16 protein-coding genes are annotated in these 15,769 nt (G+C 54.9%); 7 read left to right on the top strand and 9 right to left on the bottom strand.

Translation table 11 applies throughout. The features are described from left to right. Window positions 1–13: 13 nt before the first annotated feature. On the top strand, window positions 14–1,663 hold the full coding sequence (locus ACODR9_RS18080) for a histidine kinase N-terminal 7TM domain-containing diguanylate cyclase (protein WP_488810962.1): 1,650 nt from the start codon (window positions 14–16) through the stop codon (window positions 1,661–1,663). A gap of 42 nt (window positions 1,664–1,705) precedes the next feature. Here ACODR9_RS18080 and ACODR9_RS18085 read toward each other — a convergent pair whose 3' ends face one another. The 9 genes from ACODR9_RS18085 to ACODR9_RS18125 all read right to left on the bottom strand — a co-directional run bounded on the left by ACODR9_RS18085 (window position 1,706) and on the right by ACODR9_RS18125 (window position 9,896). Next, a complete protein-coding gene (locus tag ACODR9_RS18085; RefSeq protein WP_488810964.1) occupies window positions 1,706–2,146 on the bottom strand; it encodes a ClpXP protease specificity-enhancing factor in 441 nt (146 codons plus the stop codon). An 8-nt stretch (window positions 2,147–2,154) separates the two neighbouring features. Further along, on the bottom strand, window positions 2,155–2,757 hold the full coding sequence (locus ACODR9_RS18090; RefSeq protein ID WP_159874917.1) for a glutathione S-transferase N-terminal domain-containing protein: 603 nt from the start codon (window positions 2,755–2,757) through the stop codon (window positions 2,155–2,157). A 158-nt stretch (window positions 2,758–2,915) separates the two neighbouring features. After that, entirely contained in the window at window positions 2,916–3,677 is a 762-nt protein-coding gene (locus ACODR9_RS18095; RefSeq protein WP_488810967.1) for a cytochrome c1, read from the bottom strand. Between the two features lie 17 nt (window positions 3,678–3,694). Continuing rightward, a complete protein-coding gene (locus tag ACODR9_RS18100; protein ID WP_488810969.1) occupies window positions 3,695–5,032 on the bottom strand; it encodes a cytochrome b in 1,338 nt (445 codons plus the stop codon). A 14-nt stretch (window positions 5,033–5,046) separates the two neighbouring features. Next, the gene (gene petA / locus ACODR9_RS18105) at window positions 5,047–5,631 is read right to left on the bottom strand and encodes a ubiquinol-cytochrome c reductase iron-sulfur subunit (RefSeq protein ID WP_488810971.1); all 585 of its coding nucleotides are present in this window, start codon (window positions 5,629–5,631) and stop codon (window positions 5,047–5,049) included. A gap of 120 nt (window positions 5,632–5,751) precedes the next feature. Then, window positions 5,752–6,498 carry a Nif3-like dinuclear metal center hexameric protein gene (locus tag ACODR9_RS18110; RefSeq protein ID WP_488810973.1) on the bottom strand — a complete coding sequence of 249 codons (747 nt, stop codon included), beginning with the start codon at window positions 6,496–6,498 and terminating at the stop codon, window positions 5,752–5,754. Window positions 6,499–6,627: 129 nt separating this feature from the next. Beyond that, a complete protein-coding gene (groL, locus tag ACODR9_RS18115; protein WP_488810975.1) occupies window positions 6,628–8,271 on the bottom strand; it encodes a chaperonin GroEL in 1,644 nt (547 codons plus the stop codon). Between the two features lie 54 nt (window positions 8,272–8,325). Then, window positions 8,326–8,613, bottom strand: coding sequence for a co-chaperone GroES (gene groES, locus ACODR9_RS18120; protein ID WP_045846653.1), 288 nt, complete (start codon window positions 8,611–8,613; stop codon window positions 8,326–8,328). Between the two features lie 182 nt (window positions 8,614–8,795). Then, entirely contained in the window at window positions 8,796–9,896 is a 1,101-nt protein-coding gene (locus ACODR9_RS18125) for an MraY family glycosyltransferase (RefSeq protein ID WP_488810978.1), read from the bottom strand. Window positions 9,897–10,096: 200 nt separating this feature from the next. On the opposite strand from ACODR9_RS18125, the gene galE reads away from it, so the two are divergent. The 6 genes from galE to gmd all read left to right on the top strand — a co-directional run bounded on the left by galE (window position 10,097) and on the right by gmd (window position 15,764). Next, a complete protein-coding gene (gene galE / locus ACODR9_RS18130) occupies window positions 10,097–11,095 on the top strand; it encodes a UDP-glucose 4-epimerase GalE (protein ID WP_488810980.1) in 999 nt (332 codons plus the stop codon). 46 nt (window positions 11,096–11,141) lie between these two features. Further along, window positions 11,142–12,206, top strand: a complete 1,065-nt coding sequence (gene rfbB, locus ACODR9_RS18135) for a dTDP-glucose 4,6-dehydratase (protein ID WP_488810982.1) — start codon at window positions 11,142–11,144, stop codon at window positions 12,204–12,206. Next, window positions 12,203–13,096 (top strand): dTDP-4-dehydrorhamnose reductase, encoded by an 894-nt coding sequence (gene rfbD / locus ACODR9_RS18140; RefSeq protein ID WP_488810984.1) that lies wholly within the window; start codon window positions 12,203–12,205, stop codon window positions 13,094–13,096. The genes rfbB and rfbD overlap by 4 nt, the downstream gene beginning before the upstream one ends. Window positions 13,097–13,112: 16 nt before the next feature. After that, window positions 13,113–13,982, top strand: coding sequence for a glucose-1-phosphate thymidylyltransferase RfbA (rfbA, locus tag ACODR9_RS18145; protein WP_488811063.1), 870 nt, complete (start codon window positions 13,113–13,115; stop codon window positions 13,980–13,982). A 15-nt stretch (window positions 13,983–13,997) separates the two neighbouring features. After that, the gene (gene rfbC, locus ACODR9_RS18150) at window positions 13,998–14,546 is read left to right on the top strand and encodes a dTDP-4-dehydrorhamnose 3,5-epimerase (protein WP_488810986.1); all 549 of its coding nucleotides are present in this window, start codon (window positions 13,998–14,000) and stop codon (window positions 14,544–14,546) included. 96 nt (window positions 14,547–14,642) lie between these two features. After that, window positions 14,643–15,764, top strand: coding sequence for a GDP-mannose 4,6-dehydratase (gene gmd / locus ACODR9_RS18155; protein ID WP_488810988.1), 1,122 nt, complete (start codon window positions 14,643–14,645; stop codon window positions 15,762–15,764). Window positions 15,765–15,769 lie beyond the last annotated feature (5 nt).

Here is a 15,769-nt window from a genome sequence, read left to right on the forward strand (position 1 = left end):
CATAGCGGGCCTCATGTCTCTTGTTTTTACTTCCCTTTCAGCCATTTCTGGGCTTGCTGCCCTTAGTGCGGCAACCATCGGCATCCTGGCATGGGAACGGCGCAAGGTGGCTGGAGCACGCTATCTGGCATGGCTGATGCTGGCAGTCATGCTCTGGGCCGGTGCCGCCATGCTGGAGCTGTCCTCCCCTTTGCTGCGCGACAAGATTTTCTGGTCCAAAGTGGAATACTTGGGCACGCTGAGCGCCCCGGTGCTGTTTTTTTTGCTGGCCGCCGACTACAACCGGCTTGACCTCGCCTTGCGGCCACGCAATATCCTGTTGCTGCTGTGTGTTCCGCTGCTCAGCATGGGACTGGCCATTACCAATGAACGACACGGGCTGATCTGGAGCAGCTTCCAGCCCTCACCATCCGGCTACAATCTGCTGATTTTCAATCACGGCCCGCTATTCTGGCTGATGGTGGCCGGCTATTCCTACATGATGATGGTGCTGGGCTCCTTGCTGTTGCTGCGAACTCTGCACTTCTATCCACCCCACTACCGAGGCCAGTCCCTCATCTTGATGCTGGGTGCCATCGTGCCGTGGATTGGCAATCTGCTTTACCTGTCCGGCCATATTTCGCTGCGCGGGCTGGACCCAACCCCGCTATGTTTTGCCATCACCGGGGCAATTTTTGCCTTTGACCTGCTCTATCTACGCATGCTGTATGTGGTGCCGATTGCACGTGGGAATGCCTTTAATGCCATGGGAGACGGCATTGTGGTGATTGACCGCGACAAGACCGTTCTGGACATCAACCCGGCGGCAGCCAATCTGTTTGGCAAGCCTGCCGCCGTACTGTGTGGCCAACAGCTGCAAATCGCCTCGCTGGTGGCAGTGGCGGATCATGACGGCTCACATCAGGTGGAGCTGAATGGACCAGGTTCTCGTTCGATACTGGAAGTACGCGCCTTTCCCATCCGCGAAAGCGGGGTCACGCTAGGAGGGCGCATGCTGGTGCTACGCGATATTTCGCGCCAGCGTCTGGCCGAGGAGGCACTGCACCAGGCTTATCTGCAGTTGAAAACCCGCATTGATGAAATTGAAACGCTGCAGGACACCTTGCGCGAGCAAGCACTTCATGACCCGCTTACCGGGCTGTACAACCGCCGCTATCTTGAGGAAACCCTGGGCCGCGAAATCAGCCGGGCTAAACGCGAACAGCGCCCGCTTACCTTTGCCCTGATTGATCTGGATAACTTCAAAAGCATCAACGACCGCTTCGGCCACATCATTGGTGATACGGTACTGTGCGCGCTGGCAGAGCTGCTGCGCGCCCACTGCCGCCAGGCCGATATCGTGTGCCGTTTGGGCGGAGAGGAGTTCATTGTGGTGCTGCCTTCGGCAGATCAGCGCAATGGCTGGATGCGGCTGGAACTGCTGCGTCGGCGCTTCTCCGACCTCAGCTTCAAGGCGGAACAACATCGCTTCCAGACTAGCTTTTCCTGTGGTATTGCCTGCTATCCAAACGATGGCGACAGCTTTTCCAGCCTGTACCAACTGGCTGACTTGGCGCTCTATCAGGCCAAGGCCAAGGGTAAGAACCAAGTTTTACTGCATAGCACGGCAGCAGATAGCGTCAGCCAGCCACAACAAGGTAGGCAGGACGTACGGGAAGAATGAAAAAAGCCGGGGATTCCCGGCTTTTCTTGTAGTGCAAACACCTTATTTGACAATACGCAGGCTGGGACGGCCACTAGGACGCGGTGGGGTATCTTCCTTCACTTCGGGAGCATCTCCATCCGTATCAGCCTCTACCACCGGTTGCAGCACAGGTGTTGCCGGTGCCGTAGCACTCAGCTCCACCTCAAAGCCCATTCCCTCACCCGTTTCACGTGCGAAGATGGACATCACGTTGCCGACGGGAACCCAGATATCGCGAGAAACACCGGCAAAGCGCGCCGAAAACGACACCCACTCGTTATCAATGCGCAAATTCTGCGTGGCTGATGCTGCGATATTGAGCACAATCTCATTGTTCTTCACGTACTCGCGCGGTACATCCGCATGCTCGTCCACCCATACCACCAGGAAGGGGGTATGGCCATTGTCCGTACACCACTCATAGAGGGCTCGGAGCATATAGGGCTTGGTGCTGGCGCTCATGGTCATCCTTACTTGCGCATGGCCTTTTCAGACGGGGTCAGCGAGTCGATGAAGGACTGGCGCTGGAAGATGCGTTCTGCGTACTTCAGAATCGGCGCAGCATGCTTGCCCAGATCGATATTGTAATGCTCCAGGCGCCACATCAAGGGTGCAATGGCCACGTCGATCATGGAAAACTCTTCGCCCAGCATGAATTTCTGCTTGGCAAAAACCGGGGCAATGGTGGTCAGGCCGTCACGGATGGCTTCACGCGCCTTGGTGGCTTCCTTACCGGTAGCGCCGGCTTCCAGCACTTTCACATTGCAGAACAGTTCGTTTTCAAAGCGGTGCAGGAACAGACGGGCACGGGCACGCATCACCGGATCAGCCGGCATCAATTGCGGATGCGGGAAACGTTCATCAATGTATTCATTGATGATGTTGGACTCGTGCAGGATCAGGTCGCGCTCTACCAGTACCGGCACTTCGTTGTAGGGATTCATCACAGCCAGATCTTCCGGCTTGTTGTGAATGTCTACATCGATGATCTCGAAATCCATTCCCTTTTCATACAACACGATACGGCAACGTTGGCTGAAGGGGCAGGTAATTCCAGAATAAAGAGTCATCATGGCTAGCGGATATCCTTGACAGAGGCAATCGTTTTCAATCGAAGCGGGCATTTTACCATTTTCGGCATGGCAATTTCCACAACAACATCACAAACCCATGATTACAAAAGGAAAAAGGCGGAAATATCCGCCTTTTTCATTTAGCCTTGCTCACTGAATCAGTGAATGTCTTTCCAGTATTCCTTCTTCAGGAAGTAGGTCAGCGGCAGCAGCAGCAAGCCCAAGAACAGCAGTACAACGTAACCGATCTGATGACGCTTGACCTGTGCCGGCTCGCCGATAAAGACCAGATAGTTGGTCAGGTCAGCCATGCGCTTGTCAAACTCAACCGTATTGGCCTTGCCGTTTTCCAGCTTGGTCAGGCTGCCTGCCTTCACCAGTTCGAGCTTGCGCTCTTCGTGGCCTTCGGCATTCTTCTCGATCTTCAGAACCTGCTCGCCCTGCATCTCCGACAGCACGTGCGGCATGCCAACCTTGTCAAACAGCAGGTTGTTCCAGCCAGTCGGGCGGGTCGGGTCGCGGTAGAAGCCGCGCAGATAGCCGTACAGATAGTCTGCACCACGGGAACGCGCAATCAGTGACAGATCCGGCGGAGCCGCACCCAGCCACAGTTTGGCATCTTTCTTGTCCATGGAAACATTCATCTGATCACCAATCTTGGCACCTTCCGGCAACAGATTGGCCTTGATTTGCTCTTCAGTCAGGCCAATGTCTTCCAGACGGTTGTAACGCATGGCGGTGGCCGAATGGCAGGACAGGCAGTAGTTGCTGAAGATCTGCGCGCCGCGCTGCAGACTTTCAGTGTCCTGAATGTCGATCGGAGCCTTTTCCAGCGTTGGGCCTGCATTGGCCAAAACCGTGCCGCTTACCGGCAACACCAGCGCCATTGCAGCGATCAGGTGGCGGATTTTGCTTTTCATAAGTCCTTTCCCCTTGCTTACACGTTGGTGGCGAACAGATAGGCTGCGATCACCGTCACTGCCACCAAGACCAGGAACTGCAGCTGACGCTTGCCATTGGTTTCGGTCACGCGGGTCGGAACCGGCACCGTGCCAACATCGTTCTTGGTGTAGAACGGCATGCCCAGGAAGAAGGCAAAGTAAACGAAGGACAGAATCTGCGAGATCAAGGTACGACCAGCCGTCGGCGGCATGGCACCCAAGATGCCCAGGCCAATGAACGCGATGATGAACAAGACCAGCATGAACTTGAACTTGGGACCGCGATAACGGATGGACTTGATCGGAGAGCGATCCAGCCACGGCAGGAAGGCAATCACCACCACGGCAGCACCCATGCCGATCACGCCCCACACCTGGGTACCCAGGAAGGACGGAATGGCACGCAAGATGGCGTAGAACGGGGTGAAGTACCATACCGGCGCGATATGCGGCGGCGTCTTCAGCGGGTCAGCCTGGTCGAAGTTCGGGTGCTCCAGGAAGTAGCCACCCATTTCCGGCAGGAAGAACACGATGATGGAGAACACGATCAGGAACACAGCCACACCGAAGATATCCTTCACGGTGTAGTAGGGATGGAAAGGAATGCCATCCAGCGGGATGCCCTTCTCGTCCTTCAGTTTCTTGATTTCCACGCCATCCGGGTTGTTGGAACCCACTTCGTGCAGCGCGATCAGGTGGGCTACAACCAGTGCCAGCAGCACCAACGGAACGGCAATCACGTGCAGGGCGAAGAAGCGGTTCAGCGTGGCATCGGACACCACGAAGTCACCACGAATCCACACCGACAGGTCCGGGCCGATGACCGGGATGGAACCGAACAGGTTCACAATCACCTGCGCGCCCCAGAAGGACATCTGGCCCCAAGGCAGCAGATAACCCATGAAGGCTTCAGCCATCAGGCACAGGAAGATCAGGCAACCAAACACCCATACCAGTTCGCGCGGCTGCTTGTACGAGCCGTAGATCAAACCACGGAACATGTGCAGGTAAACCACCACGAAGAACATGGAGGCACCGGTAGAGTGCATGTAGCGGATGATCCAGCCACCTGCCACATCACGCATGATGTATTCCACCGAGGCGAATGCCACCGGAATGCCGGCACCGTTCAGCGTGCCATCCGGCTTGTAGTTCATGGTGAGGAAGATGCCGGTGACGATCTGAATGACCAGAACCAGCATGGCCAGCGAGCCGAAGAAATACCAGAAGTTGAAGTTCTTCGGTGCGTAATACTCGGTAACGTGCTCTTTCAGCATCGACGACAGCGGGAAGCGGTCGTCAATCCAGTTCAGCAGCTTTTGTCCTTTGCTCATTTTTCCCCCTCAGCTTATTTGTCGTCGCCAATCAGCAGGCGGGTATCGGACAGATACTTATGCGGCGGAATTTCCAGGTTCTTCGGAGCCGGCACACCCTTGAACACGCGGGCAGCCAGGTCGAACTTGGAACCGTGGCACGGGCAGTAGAAACCACCCAGCCATTCCGGACCCAGATCGGCAGGAGCCAGATCAGGACGGAAAGTCGGCGAACAGCCCAGGTGGGTACAGATGCCCACGGCAACCAGCAGCTCCGGCTTGATGGAGCGGGCTTCGTTTTGGCAGTACTTGGGTTGTTGCTCTTCTTCGGACTTAGGGTCCACCAGCTTGGGGTCGTTCTTCGGCAGATCGGCAAGCTGCTGCTTGGTGCGGGACAGCAGCCATACCGGCTTGCCGCGCCACTCGACGTTGATCTTCTGGCCCGGCTCCAGCTTGCTGATATCCACCTCAACCGGTGCACCAGCGGCCTTTGCCCGTTCAGACGGGAAGAAACTCATCAGAAACGGCGTCGCCACCCCGGCAACAGCCACACCCCCAACAGCGCTGGTTGCTACCGTCAGAAACCGACGGCGCCCCGTATCGACTTGTTGTTCACTCATTACAGTCATCCTCAAACGTGGAAACCGAGCTTAAACTTCAAACCAGGCGATTTTACCTGATTACCAGTAGGGACATGAAGCGCCTATGCAAATAAATTGAGCCAGGTCGGGTAGTTTTGTCTAAACAGGATTGAAAAGATCGACAAATTCAACACTTATGCCGTGCAAATGAGAAAGCTTCTCGCCCAGTGCCTGCACGCCATAACGCTCGGTGGCGTGGTGACCGGCGGCAATAAACGCCACGCCATATTCGGCAGCCAGATGGAAACATTGTTCGGATACTTCGCCTGTTAGAAAGGCATTGACGCCCAGGCCAATGGCCTCTTCAAAGAAACCCTGCGCACCACCTGTGCACCAGGCAACACGGCTTACCCTTTGATTTTCATCGCCCAATAGCAAGGCTTCACGTCCCAACACCATGCCAACATGATCGGCAAAGGCACGGGCGGAGCCCGCCTGCGACCAGCGGCCATGCCACAACAAGCCCTGGTCGCCGCACTGACCCGCCACTTCCAGCCCCAGCATGGCGGCCAGCCGGGCGTTGTTGCCTAGCTCCAGATGCGCATCCAACGGCAGGTGATAAGCGATCAGGCTGATATCATGCTGCAACAATTTGGCCACACGTGCGCGTTTCATGCCAACCAAGCGGGCATCTTCGCCTTTCCAGAAATAACCGTGGTGTACCAGGATGGCATCTGCCTGGCGCTCAATCGCGACATCAATCAGCGCCTGCGAAGCCGTCACGCCACAGACGATGCGCTGTACCTCTGCCCGCCCCTCCACCTGCAAGCCGTTGGGGGCATAGTCCTTGTAACGCCATGGTTCCAGCCACTCATCCAGGCTGGCCAGTATTTGCTGTAATTGCATCTTGCGTCCTTACTGAAGCGGAATGGTCTTATTGTGCCAGAGATGGCCCGCGTCACCTCCGTCATGCTCAGAAAACAAAAACCCCGCACAAGTGCGGGGTTTTCAGGTTCAGCGAGAGGCTGAGACAGCTTACATCATGCCGCCCATGCCACCCATACCGCCCATGTCAGGCATGCCGCCAGCAGCCGGCTTGTCTTCCGGCAGTTCTGCGATCATGCAATCAGTGGTCAGCATCAGGCCAGCAACGGAGGCAGCGTGTTGCAGAGCGGAGCGGGTTACCTTGGCCGGATCCAGCACGCCCATTTCCAGCATGTCGCCGTATTCGCCGGTAGCCGCGTTGTAACCGAAGTTACCCTTGCCTTCCAGTACCTTGTTCACCACAACGGACGGCTCGTCGCCAGCGTTCTTCACGATCTGACGCAGCGGGGCTTCGATAGCCTTCAGCACGATCTTCACGCCAGCATCTTGGTCAACGTTGTCGGTTTTCAGGCTGTCCAGGGTAGAACGGGCACGCAGCAGGGCTACGCCACCGCCAGCCACAACGCCTTCTTCCACAGCGGCGCGGGTAGCGTGCAGCGCGTCTTCAACGCGAGCCTTCTTCTCTTTCATTTCCACTTCGGTGGCAGCGCCAACCTTGATCACGGCAACACCGCCGGCCAGCTTGGCCACGCGCTCTTGCAGTTTTTCGCGGTCGTAATCGGAAGAAGCTTCTTCGATCTGGCGACGGATTTCACCAACGCGAGCCTGGATGGCATCAGCCTGACCAGCGCCGTCGATGATGATGGTGTTTTCCTTGCCCACTTCGATACGCTTGGCTTGGCCCAGCATGTCGAGGGTGGCTTTTTCCAGGGTCAGACCCAGTTCTTCAGCAATCACGGTACCGCCGGTCAGGATGGCGATATCTTGCAGCATGGCCTTGCGACGGTCGCCAAAGCCTGGAGCCTTGACTGCAACCACCTTCAGGATGCCACGGATGGTGTTGACTACCAGGGTAGCCAGGGCTTCGCCTTCAACGTCTTCGGCGATGATCAGCAGCGGACGACCGGACTTGGCCACTTGCTCCAGTACCGGCAGCAGGTCGCGGATGTTGGAAACCTTCTTGTCGAACAGCAGGACGAACGGATTGTCCAGAGCGGCAATCTGCTTTTCCTGGTTGTTGATGAAGTACGGGGACAGGTAGCCGCGATCAAACTGCATACCTTCTACCACGTCCAGCTCGTTGTTCAGGCTCTTGCCATCTTCAACGGTGATCACGCCTTCCTTGCCCACTTTTTCCATGGCGGTGGCGATGATTTCACCGATGTCGGAATCGGAGTTGGCGGAGATGGAGCCAACCTGAGCGATTTCCTTGGTGGTGGCACATGGCTTGGCGATCTTGGCGATTTCACCTACCAGAGAAACCACAGCCTTGTCGATGCCGCGCTTCAGATCCATCGGGTTCATGCCGGCAGCAACGTACTTCATGCCTTCCTGAACGATGGCCTGGGCCAGAACGGTCGCAGTGGTGGTACCGTCACCGGCTACGTCGGAAGTCTTGGAAGCCACTTCCTTCACCATTTGCGCGCCCATGTTTTCGAACTTGTCTTTCAGCTCGATTTCCTTGGCAACGGAAACACCATCCTTGGTGATGGTCGGCGCGCCAAAGGAGCGATCCAGCACAACATTGCGGCCTTTCGGGCCCAGGGTAACCTTGACGGCGTCAGCCAGAATGTTGACACCAACCACCATCTTGGCGCGTGCGGAATCACCAAACTTTACGTCTTTTGCAGCCATGCTCAAATCTCCAAAATTCTATAAAAGGGTCGTAGAAGCGTGTATGGGTCGGAATTACTCGACGATACCCATGACATCTTCCTCGCGCATCACGAGGACTTCTTCACCGTCAACCTTGACGGACTGGCCGGAGTACTTGCCGAAGATGACCTTGTCGCCAACCTTCAGTTCCAGCGGACGGCGCTCGCCATTGTCCAGTACCTTGCCGTTACCGACAGCCAGCACCTCGCCCATGTCGGGCTTTTCAGCTGCTGCGCCCGGCAGAACGATGCCGGATGCGGTTTTTTCTTCAGCCTCAAGGCGCTTGATAACAACACGATCGTGCAGCGGACGAATTGCCATTGATCTCTCCTAAATACAATTGGCTGTTGAAAGCAAAAATGATCTGCCAGGATGGCAGTGCGGGGCGGGAATTAGCACTCACCCCTGACGAGTGCTAATAATAGGGACGGCTTGCATATGTTTCAAGTGGGCTGCCCGAAATTTTGCCTGCCCCTACAGGCAGGCAAAACCGGCAGGAAAAGTCAGGAGTCGTGGCGGCGCAGCACCAGCCAGTGCGGGATCTTGAAGCGCACAATCATGCGGTAAAGATAAAGATAGAGCAGTACAAACAACAGGCAGAACAGCATCAACACCCAGGTATGGTTCCAGAACAGCATGGCCGGAATCACCGAAAAGGAAGTCAGCAGCCATAGATAGGGAGAGGTCATGCTATTGCGCTGGGTAAGGTGACGTGCCTCCTTGGAGCCCACCATCCACAACACCATGCGCTTGTAAATCATCTGGTGCAGATGCAGAGCGTCCGGGTAGCCCACCGCCCTGCCCTGTAGAAACTTGCGGCGATAAATGGAAAAGATGGTTTCAAACACCGGGTAAATCACGCACAGCAAGGGAAACCACGGCGAGACCGCCGGATTGCGCGCCACCAGCAGCACCGACATTTCGGCAATCATGAAGCCAATCAGGTAGGCACCACCATCGCCGGCAAACATCAGTCCACGCGGGAAGTTCCAGAACAGAAAGCCCAGCACAGCGCCGACCATGGCAAAGCACACACTCATCAATACGATGTCATGCACCTTGAAACAGACATAGATGATGGACAGGAAGATGAATACCGCCACCATACCCGACAGACCGTTATAGCCGTCGATGATGTTGACCGCATGAGCAACGCCCCCTACGGCAATCATGGTAAGCAACAGTGATAACCACCAGTAGGAGGCCAGCAAGTGATCAAGACCCGGAATGGCCAACCGCGCCAGCCCGGCACCGAGCAGAAAATAGCCCAATGCAGCCGCCACAAACGTTGCCAACAAACGTGGCAAGGGGCCGATTTTCTTGGTGAGATCTTCAATAAAACCTGCGGCAAATGCCGGGAAGGCAGACAGCAACAATAGCAATACCCATACCGAAGTATTCAGATAGCCGGAAAGTGCGCAGCCCGCGACCAGCCCCAGCATGATGGGCAGGCCACCAATACGGGGCACCGGCGTGGCGTGGAATTTCTGCACGCCGGTGACGTCACCATCGGTAGAGAAACGTGCGTGCAAGTGCGCATACCGAATCAGCAACAGCCCGGTAGTAAAAGAAGCAATCAGTGCGAGCAAAAGAATCTGCAACATGGGGCATCAAGGCCTGAATGGGCGTGGAAACGGAATAATCGGGCCTGCCCGTTCCAGTCGCAAGACTGTACAACGAGAAGCCGGGCAATTTTGTTTTATAATGTCGGCCTTGCAGGCGAGCACAGTGTACTTACCCACGGTGGGCTACTTTACCATGGCCCTGCACCAAGCAAAAACCACTTACTTATTGGAATGGATAAATGATATTGGTGACTGGCGGTGCCGGCTATATTGGTTCGCATACCTGCGTAGAACTACTGAATGCCAACCATGAAATAATCGTATTGGATAATTTGTGCAATAGTCATGAAACTGCCCTGCGGCGCATTGAAACACTGACCGGGAAAAAACTGCACTTTATTCATGGCGACATCCGCAATCCGGCGGCACTTGCGCAGGCTTTTTCCTTCCCCATCAAGGCCGTGATGCACTTTGCCGGGCTTAAAGCCGTAGGAGAATCCGTAGCCGATCCGCTGCGCTACTACGACAATAACGTCTACGGCACGCTCAGCCTGCTGCAAGCCATGAAACAGCATGGCTGCAAAAAATTCATCTTCAGCTCAACCGCAACCGTCTACGGCATTCCTCATACCGTACCGGTACAAGAGCATTTCCCGCTCAATCCGATGCAGCCTTACGGCCGTAGCAAACTGATGGTTGAGGACATGCTACGTGATCTGGAACAGTCGGATCCAGACTGGCGCATTGCCATTTTGCGCTATTTCAATCCGGTAGGTGCACATGAAAGCGGCCTGATCGGCGAAGACCCAAATGGCATTCCCAACAACCTGATGCCATTTATTTCCCAGGTAGCCATCGGAAAACTACCCAAATTGAATGTCTTTGGAGATGACTACCCCACCCCAGACGGGACTGGCATTCGGGACTACATTCATGTGGTTGACTTGGCGCAAGGCCATGTAAAGGCGCTGGAAGCGCTGGACAATGGTTCGCTCACGGTCAATCTTGGTACCGGCAAAGGCTATTCGGTACTGGATATGGTGAATGCCTTCATCAACAGCACCGGCCAGGAGGTCCCGTACCAGGTATCGCCGCGCCGTGCCGGTGATATTGCCGAGTACTGGGCATCACCCGAGCAAGCAACACAGCGCTTGGGCTGGAGTGCCAACCGCAGCCTGGAAGACATGTGCCGCGATACGTGGCGCTGGCAGCAGCAAAACCCAAATGGCTACCGTTGAGTCGTAGCCTGCAAAAAACATAACCTATCCAGATTAGAGATAAAACATGATCCTCGTCACTGGCGGTGCCGGCTTTATCGGAGCCAACTTTGTTCTCGACTGGCTAAATGGCAATGGTGAACCAGTCATCAATCTGGACAAGCTGACGTATGCCGGCAATCTGCAAACCTTGGCAAGCCTGGAAAACGATCCGCGCCACCTGTTTGTACAAGGCGATATCGGCGATCGGGAGCTGGTTGGCAGACTGCTGCAGGAACATCAGGTACGCGCGGTGATCAACTTTGCGGCAGAAAGCCATGTCGACCGCTCCATCCACGGTCCGGGTGATTTCATCGAAACCAATGTAGTGGGCACCTTCAATCTGCTGGAGTCGGTACGCGCCTACTGGAATGGACTGGAAGGCGAAACCAAGACTGCTTTCCGTTTTCTGCACGTTTCCACCGATGAGGTGTACGGCACCCTGTCCGCCAGCGACGCGCCGTTTAGCGAAACCAACCGCTACGAACCCAACAGCCCCTACTCCGCCAGCAAGGCCGCATCGGATCACCTGGTCCGTGCCTGGCACCACACATACGGCCTGCCAGTCCTGACCACTAACTGCAGCAACAATTACGGCCCCTACCATTTTCCGGAAAAGCTGATTCCGCTGGTCATCCTGAATGCACTGGCTGGCAAGCCCTTGCCCATTTACGGTGATGGCCAGCAAATCCGCGACTGGCTATATGTCAAAGACCACTGCAGCGCCATCCGCACCGTGCTGGCACAAGGACGCCTGGGTGAAACCTATAACGTGGGCGGCTGGAACGAAAAAGCCAATCTGGAGGTTGTCCACACCATCTGCAGCATTCTGGACACCCTGCGCCCCAAGGCCGATGGCACCGGTTATGCCGCGCAAATCACCTACGTACAAGATCGCCCGGGCCACGACCGCCGCTACGCGATTGATGCACGCAAGTTGGAACGCGAGCTGGGCTGGAAACCGGCCGAAACCTTTGAAAGCGGCATCCACAAAACCGTACAGTGGTATCTGGACAACCAAGACTGGGTCAGCAATGTCACCAGCGGCAATTATCGCCAATGGCTGGAGCAACACTACGGGAATAAGGCATGAGCCGCATTCTGATTACCGGCATCAACGGCCAGCTAGGCTTCGAACTGCGCCGCTCGCTGGCCATGCTAGGTGAGTGCATCTGCCTGGATCGCCAGCAACTGGACCTATCCCACCCGGATGAGATTGCCACTGTACTGGATCAAACCCAGCCAGACATCATCGTCAACCCGGCAGCCTATACCGCAGTAGACAAGGCAGAGAACGAAACCCAGCTCGCCCATGCCGTAAATGCCGCAGCACCAGCAGCCATGGCCAACTGGTCGGCAGCACACCAGGCCCTGCTGCTGCATTACTCTACCGACTATGTTTTTGATGGCGACAAGGCCGATGCTTATCTGGAAGAAGATGCCAGCAACCCGCAATCGGTATACGGCCAAAGCAAATGGCAGGGCGAACAAGCCATCCGTGCCAGTGGTGCACAGCACATCATCCTGCGCACCAGCTGGGTAGTGGGTTCACATGGCGGCAACTTCCTCAAAACCATCATGCGGCTGGCGCGCGAACGTGACAGCCTGAATGTAGTGGCAGACCAGATTGGCGCCCCCACACCCGCAGCGCTGATTGCCGATGTCACAGCCCACATCATCAAGCAATGGCAAGCCGAACCAGGTAAAACCCCGCTGGGCACCTACCACCTGACCAGCAGCGGCAGCACCAGCTGGCATGGCTATACCCAATACTTGCTCACACTGGCAGCACGTTACGGAGTGGAACTGCAACTGCAGCCGGAACACCTGCATGCCATCCCCAGCAGCGCCTACCCAACCCCTGCAAAACGCCCCGGCAACTCCAGGCTAAATTGCAGTAAAATCGAACGCAATTTCGGCCTGACCATGCCAGCATGGCAGAACGGCGTGGAACACGTGTTCCAGCAAATCTTCAATTCCTGATGCAGGGCGCATGCAGATGAAACGTAAAGGCATCATTCTGGCCGGTGGCAGCGGCACCCGCTTGTATCCCGCCACGCTGGCAGTCAGCAAGCAATTGCTGCCCATCTACGACAAACCGATGATCTACTACCCGCTCAGCACCCTGATGCTGGCCGGGATTCGCGACATTCTGATCATCTCCACGCCGCAAGATACGCCACGCTTTGAACAACTACTGGGTGATGGCAGCCAGTGGGGCATCAAGCTGCAATACGCCGTGCAACCCAGCCCGGACGGCCTGGCCCAGGCCTTTATCATTGGTGAAGACTTCCTGGCGGGTGCCCCCTCAGCACTGGTGCTGGGCGACAACATCTTTCACGGCCATGACTTCCCCAAGCTGCTGAAAGCCGCCAATGCCAAGCAAAGCGGTGCCAGCGTATTCGCCTACCACGTACAGGACCCGGAGCGCTATGGCGTGGTGGAATTCGATGCTCAGGGCAAAGCACTGTCCATCGAAGAAAAACCGCTTAGCCCCGAATCCAATTACGCAGTCACCGGCCTGTACTTCTACGACAGCCAGGTGGTCGACATCGCCAAATCCATCCGTCCCTCACCGCGCGGCGAGCTGGAAATCACCGACGTCAACAACCACTACCTGCAGCAAGGCCAGCTGGATGTGCAAACCATGGGCCGTGGCTATGCCTGGCTGGATACCGGCACCCACGAATCCATGCTGGAAGCCAGCCAGTTCATTGCTACCGTAGAAAACCGCCAAGGCCTGAAAGTGGCCTGTCTGGAAGAAATTGCCTACGTGCAACACTGGATAGACGCCGCCCAGCTGGAAAAACTGGCCCAACCGCTAAAGAAAAATGCCTACGGGCAGTACCTGCTGCAGTTGCTGAAGTAAGAAAGCAAGTCATTCATGAAAATCATCGATACCGCCATTGCGGATGTCAAAATCATTGAACCCGCCGTATTTGGTGATGAACGCGGTTTTTTCTTTGAAAGCTTCAACCAGCAGCGCTTTGATGAAGCCATCGGTCGCAAGGTGGAATTTGTTCAGGACAACCACAGCCGCTCCGCCAAGGGCGTGCTGCGTGGCCTGCACTATCAATTGCCACCGTTTGCCCAGTCCAAACTGGTTCGCTGTACCGCAGGTGAAATTTTTGATGTTGCTGTCGATATCAGAAAATCTTCCCCTACATTTTTGCAGTGGATTGCAATTCACTTATCGGCAGAAAACAAAAAGCAGCTGTGGATACCTGCAGGATTTGCCCACGGATTCCTTACCTTGAGCGAGACCGCAGAAGTGCAATACAAGGTTGATGAATACTGGCATGCCGCATCTGATCGCTCCATTATCTGGAATGATCAAAAAATCAATATCAACTGGCCACTACATGTTACGCCACACCTCTCGGGAAAAGACGAAAAGGCACAAGAAGTATGGGACGCTGATTTGTTTGCTTAAAACAGATAATACACGTACTAGACTTACTGTCAGTATAACTCATGTTATGTATGCCTATCCCTAATCTGATATTGAACATAACGGAAAGAATTTAAAATGACGAAAAAAGCACTGATTACAGGCATTACCGGCCAAGATGGCTCTTACTTGGCAGAGTTTCTGCTCGAAAAGGGCTATGAAGTTCACGGGATAAAACGACGTGCTTCTTTATTCAATACCCAGCGTATTGATCATATTTTTGAAGATCCGCATGTAGAAAATCCGAAGCTAAAACTGCACTACGGCGATCTGACGGACTCATCAAACCTCATCCGTATTATCAATGAAGTGCAGCCTGATGAAGTTTACAACCTGGGTGCTCAATCGCACGTCGCAGTCAGCTTTGAGTCTCCTGAATACACCGCTGATGTCGATGCGATGGGGACATTGAGACTGCTGGAAGCAATCCGCTTTCTCGGCCTTGAAAAGAAAACTCGCTTTTACCAGGCATCCACGTCAGAGCTATATGGTTTGGTACAGGAGGTTCCTCAGAAGGAAACCACACCATTCTATCCACGCAGCCCTTATGCAGTTGCGAAATTGTACTCATACTGGATAACCATCAATTATCGCGAAGCATATGGCATTTACGCCTGCAACGGAATTCTGTTCAACCATGAATCCTTCCGCCGTGGTGAAACCTTTGTTACTCGCAAAATCACACGTGGCCTGGCCAACATCGCTTACGGGCTTGAAAAGTGCCTGTATATGGGCAATATGGATGCCCTGCGCGATTGGGGTCATGCGCGCGACTATGTAAAAATGCAGTGGATGATGCTACAACAAGATCAGCCAGAAGACTTTGTCATTGCTACAGGCCTGCAGTATAGCGTCCGTGAATTCATTCAAAAATCCGCAGCACAGCTGGGCATCAAGCTGGAATTTATCGGTACAGGTGTAAATGAAATAGCAAAAGTAACTGCTATTGAAGGCAATAATGCCCCTGCACTGAAGGTTGGTGACGTTATCGTAGAAGTAGATCGACGCTACTTCCGTCCAGCAGAAGTTGAAACACTGCTAGGCGACCCAAGCAAAGCAAAAGAAAAGCTGGGGTGGGTTCCAGAAACCACTCTGGATGAAATGATCCAAGAAATGGTCAACTATGACCTTGAACAAGCCAGACAACATGCTCTACTTAAAAACCATGGCTTTGATGTAAAAGTCAGTTGCGAACGATAAATATA

It is taken from the genome of Aquitalea sp. FG25, from assembly GCF_057809375.1.